The organism is Rhodococcus sp. D-46 (assembly GCF_011290655.1).
GTDB lineage: Bacteria > Actinomycetota > Actinomycetes > Mycobacteriales > Mycobacteriaceae > Rhodococcus_F > Rhodococcus_F qingshengii.
Genome location: NZ_JAANTF010000013.1, coordinates 124,530 through 142,406 on the forward strand (window position 1 = coordinate 124,530; position 17,877 = coordinate 142,406).

General features: G+C 61.4%; 16 protein-coding genes. 10 read left to right on the plus strand and 6 right to left on the minus strand.

Going from position 1 to position 17,877, the window contains the following annotated elements:
* Positions 1-13: 13 nt before the first annotated feature.
* Entirely contained in the window at positions 14-1,666 is a 1,653-nt protein-coding gene (locus tag G9U53_RS29925; RefSeq protein WP_207624721.1) for a sodium:solute symporter family protein, read from the minus strand.
* 843 nt (positions 1,667-2,509) lie between these two features.
* Between G9U53_RS29925 and G9U53_RS29930 the strand changes: the two genes are divergently transcribed.
* Both G9U53_RS29930 and merB read left to right on the plus strand, forming a co-directional pair.
* Positions 2,510-2,914: a MerR family DNA-binding protein gene (locus G9U53_RS29930; RefSeq protein WP_165639728.1), complete on the plus strand. Its 405-nt coding sequence runs from the start codon at positions 2,510-2,512 to the stop codon at positions 2,912-2,914.
* Positions 2,911-3,918: an organomercurial lyase gene (gene merB / locus G9U53_RS29935; protein ID WP_165639729.1), complete on the plus strand. Its 1,008-nt coding sequence runs from the start codon at positions 2,911-2,913 to the stop codon at positions 3,916-3,918. The genes G9U53_RS29930 and merB overlap by 4 nt, the downstream gene beginning before the upstream one ends.
* A gap of 67 nt (positions 3,919-3,985) precedes the next feature.
* Here merB and G9U53_RS29940 read toward each other — a convergent pair whose 3' ends face one another.
* The 3 genes from G9U53_RS29940 to G9U53_RS29950 all read right to left on the minus strand — a co-directional run bounded on the left by G9U53_RS29940 (position 3,986) and on the right by G9U53_RS29950 (position 7,303).
* Positions 3,986-5,185, minus strand: coding sequence for an IS110 family transposase (locus G9U53_RS29940; RefSeq protein ID WP_165639730.1), 1,200 nt, complete (start codon positions 5,183-5,185; stop codon positions 3,986-3,988).
* Positions 5,186-5,999: 814 nt separating this feature from the next.
* Positions 6,000-6,692, minus strand: coding sequence for a type 1 glutamine amidotransferase domain-containing protein (locus G9U53_RS29945; RefSeq protein ID WP_075834874.1), 693 nt, complete (start codon positions 6,690-6,692; stop codon positions 6,000-6,002).
* A 35-nt stretch (positions 6,693-6,727) separates the two neighbouring features.
* A complete protein-coding gene (locus G9U53_RS29950; RefSeq protein WP_058039359.1) occupies positions 6,728-7,303 on the minus strand; it encodes a WHG domain-containing protein in 576 nt (191 codons plus the stop codon).
* A gap of 61 nt (positions 7,304-7,364) precedes the next feature.
* Here G9U53_RS29950 and G9U53_RS29955 point away from each other — a divergent pair, with 61 nt between their 5' ends.
* The 7 genes from G9U53_RS29955 (at position 7,365) to G9U53_RS29985 (ending at position 15,001) form a co-directional block, all read left to right on the plus strand.
* Complete coding sequence (locus G9U53_RS29955; RefSeq protein WP_165639731.1) at positions 7,365-8,657, plus strand: NADH:flavin oxidoreductase/NADH oxidase family protein; 1,293 nt, start codon at positions 7,365-7,367, stop codon at positions 8,655-8,657.
* A gap of 125 nt (positions 8,658-8,782) precedes the next feature.
* Positions 8,783-9,694: an acetoacetate decarboxylase family protein gene (locus tag G9U53_RS29960; RefSeq protein WP_165639732.1), complete on the plus strand. Its 912-nt coding sequence runs from the start codon at positions 8,783-8,785 to the stop codon at positions 9,692-9,694.
* A 38-nt stretch (positions 9,695-9,732) separates the two neighbouring features.
* Entirely contained in the window at positions 9,733-11,325 is a 1,593-nt protein-coding gene (locus tag G9U53_RS29965; protein ID WP_165639733.1) for a succinic semialdehyde dehydrogenase, read from the plus strand.
* A 70-nt stretch (positions 11,326-11,395) separates the two neighbouring features.
* Positions 11,396-12,367, plus strand: a complete 972-nt coding sequence (locus G9U53_RS29970; protein WP_081558892.1) for an NAD(P)H-quinone oxidoreductase — start codon at positions 11,396-11,398, stop codon at positions 12,365-12,367.
* Between the two features lie 97 nt (positions 12,368-12,464).
* Positions 12,465-12,902, plus strand: coding sequence for a nitroreductase/quinone reductase family protein (locus G9U53_RS29975; protein WP_165639734.1), 438 nt, complete (start codon positions 12,465-12,467; stop codon positions 12,900-12,902).
* Positions 12,899-13,726, plus strand: a complete 828-nt coding sequence (locus G9U53_RS29980) for an alpha/beta fold hydrolase (protein WP_347570839.1) — start codon at positions 12,899-12,901, stop codon at positions 13,724-13,726. The genes G9U53_RS29975 and G9U53_RS29980 overlap by 4 nt, the downstream gene beginning before the upstream one ends.
* Before the next feature lie 300 nt (positions 13,727-14,026).
* Positions 14,027-15,001: an alpha/beta hydrolase gene (locus tag G9U53_RS29985; RefSeq protein WP_063316911.1), complete on the plus strand. Its 975-nt coding sequence runs from the start codon at positions 14,027-14,029 to the stop codon at positions 14,999-15,001.
* Positions 15,002-15,291: 290 nt separating this feature from the next.
* Here G9U53_RS29985 and G9U53_RS29990 read toward each other — a convergent pair whose 3' ends face one another.
* Positions 15,292-15,855, minus strand: a complete 564-nt coding sequence (locus tag G9U53_RS29990) for a recombinase family protein (protein ID WP_099698360.1) — start codon at positions 15,853-15,855, stop codon at positions 15,292-15,294.
* Positions 15,856-16,031: 176 nt separating this feature from the next.
* On the opposite strand from G9U53_RS29990, the gene G9U53_RS29995 reads away from it, so the two are divergent.
* Positions 16,032-16,301 (plus strand): hypothetical protein, encoded by a 270-nt coding sequence (locus tag G9U53_RS29995; protein WP_165639735.1) that lies wholly within the window; start codon positions 16,032-16,034, stop codon positions 16,299-16,301.
* Positions 16,302-16,783: 482 nt separating this feature from the next.
* Here G9U53_RS29995 and G9U53_RS30000 read toward each other — a convergent pair whose 3' ends face one another.
* Entirely contained in the window at positions 16,784-17,794 is a 1,011-nt protein-coding gene (locus tag G9U53_RS30000) for a plasmid pRiA4b ORF-3 family protein (RefSeq protein WP_347570840.1), read from the minus strand.
* Between the last annotated feature and the right edge of the window lie 83 nt (positions 17,795-17,877).

The following is a 17,877-nucleotide window of genomic DNA, read 5'->3' on the forward strand; positions in this document are numbered from 1 at the left end:
CTTGTCTCGACGGTTACTTTCCGGACGCTCCCACGGCAGGAAGCTCGTCATCGTCGAAGTCTCCCGTCCGCTGCTTGATCAGTTCGAAATCGAACGTCTCACGCTGATTGACGGACATCGCAAAGCACACGACGGTACTGACGGCATAGGCCACCAAAGATCCGCTGAGCGTTGGGTAGTCGTGGAGGAAGCCGATTGCTAACGGCGCGGACAGCACGATCGCCAGGCCACCGACGATCTGCGCAACCTTCAGGCCGAAGAATCCAAATGCCATGAGCCCCAGCACCACTCCGATACCGACAACGGCAACGATGTCGGAGAAGAGCCCGAACATCCCATCCATCGGCACCCAACTGAATCGGACGGGCAAGAAGGCAGCAAGAGCCACCAGCACCGACACAGTGAAGGCCTTGTTGGTGACCTTTCCCCAATAGAAGCTCGCGATAACCGGGAACACCAGCGCGCCCCACAGCGCGCCGACGAACACCAACAGATCCAGAATGCTCAGTTGCAGACTTGCCAAAGAGATAGCCGCCGCCGTGGCAACAATCATCGTTACTCGGCCGATGAGCAGCATCCGTCGAGGGTTCGCATTTGCCTTGCCTGCGACGGCTTGGCCGTAAACGTCGGTCATCACGATGGACGAGAGCGCAGCAAGGTCCGAGTCCGCCGTCGATGACAGCGCGCCGATGATCATGACAAAGAAGACAGCCAGCAAAATTCCGGGCAGGTACGACGCGGCCATCTGCGGAATCAGATTGTTGACGTCACCATCCATCGGCTCGATTCCGAGGTACAGCGCGAGAACACCCAGCATTCCGACACCAATGACCGTTGCGCCGTATCCGACGGTTGCGGTGATGAAGGTGGGCTTGATCAGGTCTTCGCGGACCGCGAACAGACGTTGGGCAATGGTCTGGTTGCCGATTGCGTAGGCAAGAACTGCCGCGATGTACGGCGCGCCCTGCTCGAAGAAGGCAACGCTCGAGAAGAAGTTGCCCTGCTCAGCAGTAAGGTTGCCTGCCCCGGATTCGAAGGCTGCCGGGAACCCTGCCGCAAAGAAGATGAAAGGCACCAAAACCGCTACCGCACCGAGCATTCCGATCAGCTGAACGAAGTCGGTCAACACCGAAGCGCGGAAGCCCGACCACAACGTGTACAGCAAAACGCCCAGCGCAACGATGAACACACCCTGGATGAAGTTGAACGGCGAAAGCAACGCGATCAGCAGACCACCAGCGAGGAAGTTCGACATCAAACTGATGAGACTGCCGACGATATTGGAGCCCGCGAGCATCAGCTGACTCGAGCGTCCGTGCCGCGCGTACATGACCTCAGCCAGGGTGTGGGCTTTCGGCGCTACTTTGCGAATTCGCTGGCCGAACGGATAAATGAAGAGAATCATCAACGCGCCCCACAAACCGTAGTGAATGGGGCCGGAGATTCCGTAGGTGTAGCCAGAAGTGGCAGATGCGTACATCGACGACGCCCAAATCCAGGTGGCCGTCATGCTCGCGGCCGAAACACCAAATCCTAATTTGTTTCCGGCGGTCATAAAACCGTCGGCATTTTCCTGTTTCTTACCAATACGAAGAGAAATCAGAAATGTTCCACCATAAAAAGCAACAAGCAGTGAAACAATTACCAAGGTACTGAACTGGACCATGTCGGACCCCGTCACATGCCACACCCTTCGCACATAATCGGCAGAGCAAAGCACAAAACCCCTGTTCAGGAGCTTTGCGCTTCGTTTCTGCACGCCCTAGGAGCGACCGCCATACCAACACCGGTCACATATTCAATTGACTAGCAACACGCACTTCGTCTTTTCGGAAACCCAACCTCCACAAAATAAATCTTCTGCGCAAGCTTTTGGCTCGACCACGCAATTCAACAACTGAGAATCGACCATAGCATGATGGCAATTTCGAACAAAAACTCCGATAATTTCCCACCCGAATTTTTTCGCCTGCTGGCAAAGGAGAATCGCGTCGGCATGAGGGGGCCGGAGTGCCACCCCTGGGCCGAGAAAATTTCGGCGGGAGCGTGCGAGTGACGAAAATTTCTCGGAGCCATCGGCCGGCGCTTGCGCCGCCAGGGGTTGCGCGCAGGTCACCGCCGACAAGAATCGGAAGGCCAGAAGGAGAATCTCAATAGGGTTTGTCAAGCACGGCCGCAGGCCGTTCTATCTGGCAGCGCCGTAGGTGATGCAGGTCCGAAGGACCTGTGCAAGAACACCCGCTGTCAAAGAATGAGGGCTCTATCAGCCCTCTTCACAGGACTTGGACCGAGAGTGCCGGCTGAAAGGGAGGCCTCCGTACTTCCGGATACTCCTCAATTGAGATCCGACAAGCAATTGTCCGAACCGACCCAGTCTTACCGCGCCGCATCGTCGATCGCGGGTTTGGCTGGTTCGCGAGCAGACCTAGATGACGGCGATCCGAAAATGGAGGACGCATCCCGACAGGCACTTGACTCGATAGTTAGGTACAGGGTTAACAATGGCGATATGCGGAGCAGTGAAGTTGCCACCCAGTCGGGGGTCAACGTCCAGACGTTGCGGTACTACGAACGCAGAGGCCTGCTGGAGGAGCCGCCCAGGTCGGGATCGGGGTATCGGGCGTATCCGGCCGATGCGGTAGCGGTGGTTCGCTTCATCAAGCGCGCGCAGGAGCACGGGTTCACCCTCGACGAGATCGAGGAGCTACTGCACCTCGCCGACGGCGGACCCGACGACTGTGGGGCTGCTCGTGAGCTGGCTGCCGCCAAGATGGCGCACCTCGCCGAAAAGATCGCCGACCTGCAGCGCATGCAGCAATCGCTCGCCGAACTTGTCACCACCTGCGATCTGCCTCGCGCCGACCGATGCTGCCCACTGATCCAGACCTTGCACGACGAAGGAGAGACCCGATGAAACTAGAGATCCTGCAGGTCCCCGAGTGCCCAAACGTGGTGCTACTCGAGCGCCGGATCGCCGAGGCGGTGGCCGGCGAGCACATCGACGTCGCGATCACCCACCGCGTTCTCAATGACCAGGCCGCAGCCACCGAAGCAGGCATGACGGGATCACCGACCCTGCTCATCGACGGCCAAGACCCGTTCGCGGAGCCCGGCTCGGTGCCGAGCGTCTCGTGCCGACTCTACCGGTCGGACGTCGGCGGCATCGATGGTGCACCGTCCGTCGCTGCTCTTCGCGCCGCACTGAACCTGGCCCCGGCCGATCAGTCGACTGAGATGCCGGCCGGTCCAGTCGACTGCTGTGCACCCGCGACGGGAGACGAATCCCCGGTCGCAGCACTCGGCGCGTGGCGGGGCGCGGCGCAGCCCGCCGACCCCGCCGAAAAGGCCATCCACCACGCCATCTTGCGGGCGTTCGCGACCCGCGGAGGCCCACCACCGATCACCGAGATCGATGCGGTCGCCGCCGAGTTCGACTCGTCTGCGCAGCAGATCCTGGACCGGCTGCACGCCTCAGACGTGATCCGCCTCGACAGGTCGGGGCGGATCGCCTCGGTGTACCCGTTCTCCGCCACACCGACCGCGCACAGTGTTCAGATCGCCGATGGCGCTCGGGTTTACGCAATGTGCGCTATCGACGCGCTCGGCATGTCCGCGATGCTCGGCGGTAGTGAGGTAGTGATCGATTCTGCCGATGTGTCGACGGGTGAACAGATCACCGTTTCAGTCCGAGGCGAAGAGAGCACCGCGGATCCGGCGACCACGGTGGTGTTCATCGGAGCGCAGTCAGCGCAGGGTCCGTCGGCGGATACCTGCTGCAACTACCTCAACTTCTTCACCGATCGCCCGGCCGCGGAGGCATGGTCGGCGGCCAACCCACACGTCGGTGGGATCGTGGTCGACCTCGCCGACGCAACCCGGTGTGGAGCCGCGATCTTCGGCCCCCTCCTCAACACGTAACAGAACCGGCCATCCGGCCCGCGCGACGGAGTCGGCCAGGCGCCCCGCTGTACGTTGGGCCGAGCACTCACCCCGCCGATGCAATACTCGGTCCTTGCCGATAGACAGCATCATCGCGCAACATCGCCCACAACACATTCAACCGCCGCCTCGCGAGGGCGAGTATCGCCTGCGTATGGCGTTTTCCCTCGGCTCGTTTACGGTCGTAGAAGAGCTGCGATTGAGCGTTGTGTCGGATGCTGAGCTGCGCCGACAGATAGAAGGCACGCAACAGCCTGCGGTCATATCGGCGCGGACGGCGAAGATTCCCACTGACCCGACCAGAATCACGCGGCACCGGCGCCAGACCGGAGATGCCGGCCAACCGGTCCGCGGTTCCGAATGCAGCGACATCACCGCCCGTCGCTGCGAGGAGTTCGGCACCGAGCAACGGTCCGAAGCCAGGCATCGATTCGATCACCTCCGCGTGCCGGTGGCGGCGGAACCGCTCCTCGATCGAGGAATCCAACTCCCGCAGTTCGACATTCAGGTTCAAAATCTGATGTGCTAACCGACCGACTGTCGATGCGGCGACATCTTGCCCGGCTACCCGCACCAACTGCACGTTTGCAGCCTCGATCGCAGTATCAGCGATCCGAGAGGCGTTGTATGCCTTCTTCTTCCGCAACCACGCCTCTAACTTCGTGGTGCCAAGTTTCCGGAGTCCGTCTGGGGTTTGATAGGTGGTCAACAGGATCAACCCGCCCACGGAGTTGCGCACATCCAGTGCTCGCTCAAGCGCCGGGAAATACCCGGTCAGTAGTGCTCGGAGTCGGTTGATAGCCCGGGTGCGATCTCGCATCAGATCCGTGCGACGAGAGGTCAGGATCTTCAATTCGACGCTGATCTCGTCGTCCACCCGCATCGGGTGCAGATCACGGCGCATCCGAGCTTGATCAGCAATGATCGCCGCGTCTTTCGCATCGGTCTTGCTGTCACCGCGATAGCCGGCAGCGGCGTGGTAAACGATCCTGCCGGGTAGATACAACAACTTCTGATCACGGTCCGCGAGCAACGCGATCAGCAATCCAGCGCCACCGCTGTTGAGATCCACTGCCCACATCACTCCGCCACCATCAGCGAGATCGAGGACGTTGTCGACGAGCGTCGTCAGATCTGCTTCGTCGTTGGCGACCCGGCGAGAGAGCAATTGCGTTCCGTCGCTGTCAATCACCACGCAATGGTGGTGGGCTTTACCTGCGTCAATACCTGCCCAGAGTTGCTTCACGCGCTCCCCTTCGGTTGGTTGTCGAGTCGGCTGAAAGCCTGGTGGACGACCTCTCCGTCGTGTCCTTACACAGCGATATCGTTCGCGTCTCTCAATGAGCGGTCGAGTCGTCGAGGACACCGGGCGGCCATTCTCCTTCAGCCATGCGCACGGCAGAAACAAAAAGAGCCATACCCAGCGTCCCCAGGCAGCTCCGAACCTACAAACATCCGGCCCGTACTGCCCGGCAAAAACGGTAAGGAACAATAAAGATGTTCTTCATCAGGACGCAGCGCAGCGGAGTTCGTTTCGGGGGACACCGAAGGTGGCCGGCCGCCGGGCAGGCGTGAACACGAGCTCCGGCGACGCAACATCGCCAGCCCACTCGCCGACGTTCGAGGACCCGCGGGTCGCACTCGTGCCATCGCTGCCGCGATCCGTACCGGGATCGAACAGCACGTAAGAAGCGATGTCATCGAAGAGCATATCGCTGCGGCCGAGGCTGCGGGACGTCCGCTCTCACTCTGGTAGCGCCAACACTCGATACTGACGATTTACGTTCACCGTGGATGTATTTCGTTGCAGTGCATCGACTTTCATATATAGAATGACATAATATAAGTTATCGGTGAATTATTTCGGATGGCTTTCTGCTGAGCTACAGCAGTTTGGCTCTTCTCGGATGAATCGACATGAATCTGTCAGTTAGGGCAATTGGACAGCGCCGCAACCGAGACCGTGCACGTCGGGCCGGGCAGCTGGTCGTCATCTGCGTTGAGCACACAATCTCGACGCCCCTCTGTTCGGTCCAGGACGGTCGCCATCGAGAGCTCCGCTAGGCCTTCAGCAGGAGGTCTGCAATTTTCTTTGCGGTTTCCTTTGCGGATCCTGGGTTCTGGCCGGTGACGAGGTTTCCGTCGACGACTGCGTAGGACACGAAGGGCAGTTTCGCCTTTTCGTACAGTGCGCCGCGCGCTTTGGCTTTTTCCTCGGCGTTGTAGGGCACGAGTTTGTCGACGCGGGCGAGTTTTTCCTCGCGCCAGGCGAATCCGGTGAGTTTGCGGCCGGCGATGAGGTAGCTGCCGTCGGACAGTGTGGTGTCGAGAAGTCCGCAGTACCCGTGGCACACCGACGACACGATCCCGCCGCGTTCGAAGATTTCCCGGGTGATGCGTTGCAGACCTTCGCTACCGGGAAAGTCGTACATGACTGCATGCCCGCCGGTGAAGAAGATCGCATCGTAGTCAGCGGAGTCGACCTGTTCGGGGCTGGCGGTGGAGTCGAGTAGCGCCATCCGAGCAGGGTTGGACCGCCATGCCTTTGCGCTCTTGTCGTAGTTCGGGAACTTGAGCGATCGCGGTTCCAAGGGCACCGCTCCGCCCTCGGGGCTGACTAAAGTCTGCTCGAAACCGTGGTCGTCGAAAACCTGCCAGGCATGGCTGAGCTCGGACAGCCACAACCCGGTCTTATGAGACGGATCGTCGTAGTGGCCGACGTTGGTGACTACGTTCAAGATTCGCTTGGTCATCGAACTCTTCTCTCGATCGCTTTGGTCAGTGGATCTCACCCTTGTACCGCCAGAATCGCAGCAAAAGCTGCTCGCACCCGATCTGCAGCCTCACCGGCCGTGGCCGTCGACATTTTGCCGTCGAGATGCAGACAAGCCAAACCGTGCGCCAATGCCCATGCCGCCGATGCCAACGCCTCGGAATCTGCATCAGGAAAGACAAGCGTCATCCCCATCTGCATCAGCAGATGAATCTCTCCAGCCGCTTGCACGCGCTCGTCGTTACCCGTGTCGCACTCGTTGCCGAACATCAACCGGAAGAGCGCCGGTCGCCGCAGCGCGAACTCGACGTAGGCGACTGCGAATTCGGCAAGATCTGCCGACGTCGACGGTAGCTCGCGGCCGTCTGTCAGGTCCGCTTTCAGATCGCGCAATCCTTGCGCGGCGAGAGCAGATTCGAGTGCTTCACGATCAGCGAAATGTCGGTACGGCGCAGTCGCCGACACACCGACCTCGCGCGCGATCGCGCGCATCGAAAACGGCTCACCCGCCTCGAGCATGCGCATCGCCGACGCCAGCAGCGAGGCCTTCAGATCACCGTGATGGTAGCCACCCTTGACAGATGTTGACACCGTTAACTTTCCTTTCTACGCTCATGTGAGCAATGTAAACATACCTCATTCAGGAGCGCCGATGCCATTCACCGACCCTGCACCCGACAAGTTGGAGACTGACAGCACAGTCTCTCCGGCCTTCGCCCCATTCACTCTTCCCAGTGGGGCGACACTCCCCAACCGGATGGTCAAGGCAGCCATGGAGGAGAACATGGCCGTAGCTGGACAGCTCCCCGGCAAAGAGCTGTTCGAGCTGTACCACCGCTGGAGCCGAGGAGGGGTGGGAACGATCATCACCGGCAACGTCATGGTTCACGCGGAGGCGCTGACCGGGCCGGCCGGCGTCGTTCTCGACGCACAATCCCCGATCGAGCCGTTCCGCGAGTGGGCGGATGCCGCACAGGGCAGAGGTGCGAAAGTGTGGATGCAGATCAATCACCCCGGTCGGCAGATTCAAGCCGACATGCCCGGTGTCGCATGGGGCCCGTCGGCCACTCGCGTCGAACTCGGCAAGAACAGCAAGCGATTTGCGCATCCCCAGGCCATGACCGCCGTCCAGATCAACGACACCGTCAACCGTTTCGCAACAACAGCACGTCGCGCAGAGGAAGCTGGTTTCGACGGCGTGGAAATCCATGCCGCACACGGCTATCTGCTCTCGCAGTTTCTCTCTCCGTTGGTCAATCAGCGCACCGACGAATGGGGCGGCACCCTAGAGAACCGAGCGCGATTGCTTCTCGACATCGTCCGCACAGTGCGCAGGGTTGTCGACCCGACGTTCGCGGTTGCCGTCAAACTCAATTCCGCGGATTTCCAGCGCGGAGGATTCGACTCCGACGACGCAGCGCAAGTGATCGCCATGCTCGCACCACTCGGTGTCGACGTCGTCGAACTGTCCGGAGGGAGCTACGAAGCACCGGCCATGACCGGCCAAGGCCCGGACGATCGCACCCTCGCTCGGGAGGCCTACTTTCTGACTCTTGCAGAGGAACTGGCCGAGGCCAGCCCGGTGCCGTTGATGTTGACCGGCGGTGTGGTTCGGCGACCTGTTGCCGAGCAGGTCCTGGCGAGCGGTGTGGATTTGGTCGGCATGGGCAGTGCGTTGGCGATCGATCCCGATCTGCCGAATCGGTGGCGCCTCGATGCCGCAGCCTCCGTCGAATTGGCCCCGGTGACCATCAAGGACAAGGCCATAGCGTCGGCGGCGAGCATGGCTCGCGTGCGACAGCAGCTTCGACGATTAGGCCGAGGCAAGTCCACGCGGCCGACGGCCAGTCCTGTGGTCGCACTATTGAAAGAGCAGCTGCTGCAGCGCCGCGCGCTCCGGCGGTATCGCCGCTGGCTACAGCACCGCACCCCCTCGATCGGGTAATACGGACAGTTTCCCGTCATTTCGGCGGCGAACCCAGACAGTGTTGACAGTGCTTACATTCACCCTTAGCCTGATGTAAGCAATGTAAACATTGAATGGTCGACAGAACGAACGGAAGCATGAAAATGACGAACACAGCGACAACCGCCAAGGTCGATCTGGGCGGCCGGACCGTCGAAATCCCGAAGGACGGCCTGTTCGACCGCTACCGGATGGATGTGCCGCTCGACAAGGTCGCCGCCGACCCGCGGGTCCCGAGTGTCGACTTCTTCCGCACGCTTCCGAAAACGCAGGTCCAATCGCCGATCGGCACGACAAGGACGCCGAACTTCTACTACGCGATGTCCTCCGCGCGTTTGACCATGGTGGCCCCGAGCAGGGCGATCCGTAAGCGGATCCCAGAGGAGCTGGCGCCGCTGGAAATCGCACCCGGGTTCGGGCTGGTGTCAGTGATGGCGTTCCGCTACGACGTGTGCGACATCGATTTCTACACCGAGGCGGCTGTGGGTGTGGCGGTTCGCCCGGCGCGCCACGGCGGACTTACCACGGCCGCTGCCGATCTGGTTGCCGCCCTCGGTGACGATCACCTGCACTCCTATGTGCTCTCACTTCCGGTCAACACCGACATCGCCCAGGTGCGCGGCCATGACGGGTACGGGTTCCCCAAGTGGGTCACCGATCTCGATGTCGGCATCGACCAGGCACGCACCACGGCCCGCATCGCCAACGCGGACGGCGGCGCCGACATCGCCTTCTCCGCCCCCACCCCGGAGCAGAAGTCGTTCGAAACGGGCACGAACGTCTCCACCCTCACCTCGTACACGAAGCGAGACGGATCCTGGCACTCGACCCTCAACCAAACCAACGTCCTCGCCAGCGGAACGTCGTTGTTTCCTCGTGGATTCGATCTGACTCTCGGCGAGGGCAGGATGTCCGACGACCTACGCGCACTCCGGCCCATCCGCACGATCAGATTCGATGCCACCACCTCGGCTCAGGCCGCTCTGCACATGCCGGTCCCGGTCTCGGTTCGCTGACACCTCGTATCGACCGAACATCTCAGGAGTACACCGACATGACCACAACGACCGACACCTCCACAGATCCCCGCGCAGCGCTGCCTGCCACACTGACCACAGGATTACTCGAACGGCTGACAGAACGAGTTACGGCCTCGCCCGACGCTCCCCGCTCGATCACCACTGCCCCGTACACCGGTTCACCACTCGCAGACTTCCCGGTCTCGGCCCCGGCTGACGTCGACGAAGCATTCGTTCGTGCCCGCCGCGCCCAGGCGAGATGGGCAGCGACTTCCGTAGCGGAGCGTGCCAGCGTGTTACTGCGTTTCCATGATCTGGTCCTGAAGAATCAGAACACCGGGCTCGACCTGATGCAGGCTGAGAACGGCAAGACTCGTCGCGATGCGTACCTCGAGATCGCCGACGCTGCCATCGCCGCCCGCTACTACGGCCGCACCGGACCGAAAGTTCTTGAACCCGAACGTCGCCGGGGGGCTCTGCCCTTTCTCACCCGCACGTCCGAGCTGCACCACCCGAAAGGGGTGGTGGCGATCATCTCGCCATGGAACTATCCACTGTCGATGGCGGCGACGGACGCCATCGCCGCACTGATGGCCGGAAATGCTGTGGTGCAGAAGCCCGACACCCAGACCGCGCTGACCGCCTTGTGGGCCATGGACCTGATGTACCAAGCGGGCCTACCGGCCGATGTGTGGCAGATGGTGATCGGCCGAGGCAGTTCGATCGGGGACCCACTCTTGGCGAACGCGGACTACATCATGTTCACAGGGTCCACGGCGACCGGTCGAGACATCGCCCGCGGCGCGGGCCAGCGGCTGATCGGGGCGTCACTCGAACTGGGCGGCAAGAACGCGATGCTCGTCCTCGACGACGCAGATCTCGATCGGGCAGCCGAAGGGGCCGTGCGCGCTGCGTTCCCGTCGGCAGGACAATTGTGCGTCTCGGTGGAGCGCCTGTATGTCGCCGAGTCCGTACACGACGAGTTCGTTGCCAAGTTCGTTCAGCGAACCTCTGCCTTGACCATCGGAGCCTCCTACGACTACGGGGTCGACGTCGGGAGCCTCACCACCGACAAACAACTGAAGACAGTGTCGGCTCATGTAAACGACGCCGTCGCGAAGGGCGCACGCCTTCTGGCCGGAGGGAAGCCACGTCCGGACCTGGGGCCGCTGTTCTACGAGCCGACCATCCTCGCCGACGTCACACCAGAGATGACGTTGCACACGGACGAGACGTTCGGTCCGGTCGTCTCGATCTACGCCGTCGCCGATGACGACGAGGCAGTTGCACGGGCAAACGACACCGTCTACGGACTCAACAGCAGCGTGTGGGGTCGCGACGCCACCCGCGCCCGCTCAGTCGCTGCCCGATTGCGTTCGGGGACCGTGAACATCAACGACGCCTTCGCCGCGGCATGGGGCAGCATCGACTCGCCGATGGGCGGAATGGGCGATTCCGGCCTCGGGCGTCGGCACGGTATCGACGGGATCCTCAAATACACCGAAGCCCAAACCATCGCCCACCAGTCGCGATTCGGTTTCTACCCACCAGCGGCAATCCCCTGGAACGCATGGGCACCCGTGGTGAACGCCGCGCTACGCATCTGGAAAACCATCGGCGCACGCTGACAAACACCGCCTGCCAACCGATTTCGGCCACCACCACAGGAGAGGCAAGATGAGCACCGTCACCCCCACCATGCGAGCGATCGTCGTCGACGATAAGAAGAACCTCGCCGTAGAGGAAGTACCAACCCCAACGCCCGCACCTGGCGAGGTCCTGATTCGCGTTGCCGCCGCCGGTATCAACCGCGGTGATGTGATGCAGCGGCAGGGACTCTATCCGCCACCGCCGGGTATCAGCGACATCATGGGTCTCGAAATCTCCGGCACCGTCGTCGCCCTTGGTCCCGGCGTCGACGGTCCGGCACTGGGCCACGAAGTGTGTGCCCTGATCGCCGGAGGCGGGTACGCAGAATACGCAGTAGTCCCCGCATCTCAGTTACTACCTGTACCCGCAGGCGTGACTCTGATCGATTCCGCTGCTCTGCCCGAGGTGGCGAGCACCGTCTGGTCCACGATCGTCACCGACGCAGGCCTGCAAGCCGGCGATCTGCTTCTCGTCCACGGCGGCGGCAGCGGAATCGGAACCCATGCCATTCAGGTGGCCAAGGCGCTGGGGGCGCGCGTCGCGGTCACCGTCGGATCAGAGGCCAAGGCGCAGCGCTGCCGAGACCTCGGTGCCGACATCGTGCTCAACTACCGAGATCAGGACTTCGCAGCCGAACTGGCGGGCCAGGTAGACGTCATCCTCGACATCATGGGTGGGAGCTACCTCAGCCGCAACATCGATGCCCTCGCTGTCGGAGGTCGGCTGGTGATCATCGGCATGCAGGGAGGCTTCACCGGTGAGGCGAACGTCGGTGCACTCATCGGTAAACGTGCGCGAATCATCGGCCTCAACGTGCGCAACCGCCCGCTGACTGGCCCCGGCTCGAAGGCGGAGATCGTTGCGGCCGTCGCCACTGACGAGTGGCCGTTGATCGAACAAGGGCTTATTCGACCGATCATTTCGGCAAAGCTACCCCTGGCCGATGCAGACGAGGGGCAGGCGTTGCTCGAATCGAAAGACTCGGTGGGAAAAGTCCTTCTCCTGCCGCAGAGTTCGTGACAGATCTCAACCGACTGGAGCGAATGGCCCCTCACAGGGCACCCACCGCGCACGCACACACAGAATCACCCTCACCACCTTCATGAAGGGATGAGAAATGTCGAACACCGACACCGTCAAAGACCTCGGCGCCAAGCTGATGAACGGTGCGCACAAAATCGTGCTCACCGTCAGTGGAGGGCGACTGCTGTCCAAACCCTTCGGAATGCCGGTCGTCGAGCTGCACACGATCGGACGCTCGTCAGGACTCCCGCGGTCGTGTTACCTGACAACCCCTGTCCGAGAAAAGGACTGGATCGTGCTCGTCGCGTCGAAAGGCGGCGACGACCGCGATCCGGACTGGTACAAAAACCTCCAGGCCCACCCCGACGCCGAACTCGTCATGGACGGAGAACGCTTCGCGGTACACACACGCACCGCGTCCACAGAAGAACGAGCCGCACTGTGGCCCAAAGTCGTTGCTGCCTATAAAGGCTACGCAGCCTACCAACGACGAACACAGCGCGAAATACCACTGGTGATCTGCCAACGGTGAGAAACGACCACCACGCAGCACAAGACGAAGGCCCACCTCGTCCGTTGTGCACTCCGATTCGTCACCGCTTGCACAGCTCGAGCGCTCCCCTTGTCCTGATCGCGCCCGCGATGGCAATAGGGTCGCACTTCTACGAACCGCTGGTCGCAGAGTTCGCACGGCACGGGTGGGAGGCCCATGCTATTCGACGACGAGGATTCGAACGCGGCGAGCCCCGCGCCGACCGCAGACACGATTGGTCCTACCAGGACGAAATCGACGACATCGAGGACGCAATTACCTGCGCGCGGAGGGATCATCCCGAGCAGCCAATCCTGTTGCTCGGGCACAGTCTCGGCGGTCAACTCGTCGCCGGACACCAACTGAACCACCCGGCGGTCGAGGCAATGGTCACCGTAGCTGCTGCGCTCCCCCACCATCGAACCTACCGATTCTGCGGGCTACACGTCTTGCTCATGGGCGCAGTAGCCGTCCCGCTGCTCACCACACTGTTCGGCTACGTACCGACACCGGCTTTCGGCGGCCCCGGCGCTCGCACGTTGATGCGGCAATGGGCCCGCACGGTCATCACAGGCAACCCACCGTACAAAGCCGATCGGCCGATCGCGACGCCCGCTCTCGTCATCAGTTTCGCATCGGACGCCATGGCCCCACCACGATCGGTGGACATCTTCGCGGAGAAACTGTTCGACACACGCGCGGTGACACGATGGCAGTACGAGCACGACGACGTCTTGCCCGGTGCGAGCAACGATCACATCAGATGGGTCCGGGGAAGTTCACAGGTGGTCGCACGCATCGTTGCCTGGTGGGAGAAGCCATGACGGTCGCCTCCGACACGCGCGAACATCAATCCATTGACGACCCGACAGGCAATATGTTTAGGTCATGTGAGAGGTGCACACATTCAACCGAACGTCGATCGCTCGTCGGCAGTGCGGGGTCGAAGTAGCGACTACTACCCGATGCAACTGGAGCACGAAACTACTTGCTATGCAGCGGGTTTGCGTACTTCTGCCAGGTACCCTCCCTTCGAATGTACCGGCACTTCTGGACCGAGATTTCGAAAGACCAACCATCGCCTGCTTCGTCCCATCGTTCCCCCACCCGAGAGGCCAGCTGACATGTCCGAACTACCACCACCGCTCACTCCCTACCTCGAACCGGCAGCGAAGGAGCTGTGCGAGGCCACCGACCCCCACCCCCGAATCTACGAAGTGCCACCCGAAGAAGGACGAAAGATACTGCGGGACCTACAAAGTGGCGACGGCGTCGCACGACCCGACGTCGACGAAGAGTGGGTGGACGTCGATGCAGGCCAATGGGGAACGGTCCGCACTCGCATCATTCGACCGAAAGGCGCTACCGGACCACTGCCGGTGGTGTTCTACATCCACGGCGCCGGATGGGTTTTCGGAGACGACAAGACACACGATCGACTGTTTCGCGAACTCGCGGTAGGCGCCGACGCTGCCGGAGTATTTCCCGTCTACGACCGCGCGCCCGAAGCCCAGTACCCGACCCAAGTCGAACAGAACTACGCGGTTGGGCAGTGGATACTCGAGCACGGAGCCGAGCACGGCCTGGACACTACCCGCATCGCGGTGACCGGGGAGTCCGTCGGCGGATGCATGTCTGCGGTCTTTGCACTCATGAACAAAGAACGTGGAGGCATCGACCTCAAGGCACAGGTGTTGCTCTACCCAGTCACCAACGCGGACTTCGATACTCCGTCCTACCTGCAGTTCGCCGAAGGCTACTACCTCACCCGCGACGGCATGAAATGGTTCTGGGACGCCTACACCTCCGACCCCGCGAAGCGCGCAGAAGTGCACGCCTCGCCGCTACAGGCTTCCCTAGAGGACCTCGCCGGACTCCCGACCACGTTGGTCATCACCGACGAAGCCGATGTCCTTCGGGACGAAGGAGAGCAGTACGCGAATAAGCTCCGCGAGGCAGGTGTCGACGTGACATCGGTGCGCGTGGCCGGAATGGTTCACGATTTCCTGTTGCTCGACAGCCTCCGAAACACCCGCGCTGCCAATGTTGCACGGACCCTCGCCGTGGACGCACTCCGTGCCGCACTGCACGGCAGCTGACACAAGTCCGAGCCACGACAGGTAGGCGACAGCGGCGGCACGGAATTAGATCAGTTTCCAAGAGAAACCAACCCCCACCTGTACGGATGCGGCGCCAACTGCACTGCACACTGCGCTAATAGATGTTGCTGCCAAGCCGGCATCAGGGGCGGACGACGGTAGAGCTGCGCCCAGGAATCGCCGCCCACGTGGCGGCCATGCCTGGGTGACGAGTGCGCGTGGCGATATCGTGCGCGCACTGCATCGCCCGGCTCTATGCCCTGCTCACGTGGTTATCGACACCAATCGATCTATTTAGCGCCCGTCAGGAGTGCGCGGCTGACGGAGGATCTGCCGACGCCGAGCGTTGCGGCTATGGCGTCGAGGCTCTTGCCCTGTTCGCGGAGGGTACGGGCGAGTTCTGTGCGTTCGGGTGTCATGACGGTGGGTCGGCCGCCGTGTCGGCCTTGGCGGCGGGCGGCTTCGAGGCCGGCGTGGGTGCGTTCGACGATCATGCGGCGCTCCATTTGGGCGAGGGCTGCCATGATGTGGAAGAGGAATTCGCCGCCTGCGGTGGTGGTGTCGAATCCTTCTGTGAGGGAACGGAATGCGATGCCGCGTTCGCCGAGGTTGTGGACGGTGTCGATGACGTGGCGGACGGATCGTCCGAGGCGATCGAGTTTCCAGACGATGAGGACGTCGCCGTCGTTCTCGCGTAGGTAGTTCAGGCATTCGGTGAGCTGGGGGCGCTGCGCTGTGGAGCCGGATTCGTAGTCGGTGAAGATGCGGATTGCGCCGGCTTGTCGGAGGGCGTGTTCTTGCAGTTCGGGGTTTTGTTCGAGGGTGGAGACGCGGGCGTATCCGATGATGCTCACAGTCTCGGTCCTTCTGATCTGCTGCTGTGTTGTGGGATGGTGCGGCTGTTCATGAGTTGGTGGTCGACCTCGGGGCTCCAGTGGGTGTGTTTGGGCGACATCGCGGGCACATAGAGTCAAAGCAGCGCGAGAGTACTTGGCGAGTGCTGAGGCCTACTCCATTGAGAGGATCATTCATGGCTCGTTGGGGACGACGCATCGCCGTTGCATTAGCAGTCAGTGTGGCCGCGGCGATGGTAGTTGGTCTTTTGTATATCGCGCTGGGTACCCGCTCGATTGATTCCTCCTCGACGGATCCGACGACTTCCGAGCAGCCGAACCACGACGCTCCCCAGACGAACGAGGACTTCAAGAGGGATTCGAAGTTGGGGCGAAGCCCGAGAGAGACCCCGGTGCCAGGCGAGTCGACGATCGGCACTTCGGGTGGATACACAGCCGGTTCCTAGCCGAGTGGAATCTGATTGACCGAATTCGGCCGTTTCCGGTCAGGCTTCGGATCGTATGAGGTGATCAGGGTTTCGCCGACAACACAAGTTGCTGCATCAGCAGCGCACTCTCCCGGCTGGCGAAGCCCGTACCTGAGGCTGGCCCGATTCAGGCCCTGTGACTCACCTTGACCTTCAGCGCTGCAACGATCACTACGAGCGAAACTGCGGTTGTGATGGAGTTTCCCCACCCGAGCGCGAAGTAGTTCGCGGCTGAATCGAAATCCAATGTCTTGCAGGAGGATACGGGAAATGGACCCACGCCCACCCTGCTTCTTCGAGCACGCCGCTTGAATACAAACTTGATCGACAGAGCTCCGGCGCTGAGGCCGGGAACCCCCACCGAGAGGTCGCACCGAAACTGACGATCAATCCAAGTACGCCGAGAGCCAGCGCGAAGGAGGAGGCGTTAAAGAAAGCTCGAACTACGCCCCCGGATGAATTCATGTGCACAGCGTACGTTCTCTCTGGATATAGAAACTGACCAATTGCGAGTCACTCCCTGCCGTGACATCGATCCACTCACTGTCCCAATCGAGTTCGTCTCGGGCAGACGCACCAAGGTCCGCAGGCAGTGACCCGGACGCCGTCAACACGATCCCACCACCTCGCGCAGAGTTCAGTAGCCACAGCAGCTGGCGGGTTGCTCCCTCACGCATCACCTCGAAATAGTTGTCATATCCGCCACGAAGCTCCGATTTGGCAACTGCGGCAAACAGTTTCGGCGCGGAATGAACCGACAGGCGACGCAAGAACTTCTCGAACAGCGAACTGCCCACAGGCGGTGACCTATGCAGTGCCACTGCAATGGTGACTGCTGCATTGGACTCTGCGGGAACAAAACGTTCGGGATCGAACAGTCCGTTACTCGCCTGCACGTTCAGGAACTCGCGATACCCGATCGGACCGCCAGAATCCTCCGGCGGGCACGCCCTCGCACCGTCGAGACACGATGGCTCAGAAATCGGCTGGTCTTCGACAATCTGCTCGAGAACCAACGTGTGACTCCACCTTGCGCGGGCGTTGTACTCATAACGGACGTACTCCCCTACCGCGGTAACTGCCTCGTCGATCCGGACTTCGTCCTCACCAAACTCGTCTTCCTGGTATCCGTCGCGCTCGATCACCTCTGGCGCGATATACCGATCTGGGCCATTGTCCGTTGAATGATGGACACTCACCCACTGATGAGCGTGTTGATCTCCCCACCCCATCACCGCCTGCACAATCGAATGAAGTTGGTCCAGTTCGATATTCGACGGAACCGAAAACCGTCTCCAAATAGGCGGCGTGATGCAGTCGATTTCGATCCGCATGACAAAGTTCGCCACCTCCGGCCGTCGACGCTGATTCCGCATCTGCCTCGGCGTAAGGACCTTCATCGGGCTTTGCGCCGCTTGATATGCAGGTACCAAACGCAGATGTGAACCTTTCCGAACTCGCTGACCTGTCATCTATGGAGGCTAGATCTACCTACCGACAGCCGAGATACTCACTGCCACAAGGTTGCCCGATTTGTCGGGGCTCGCACCTCGTC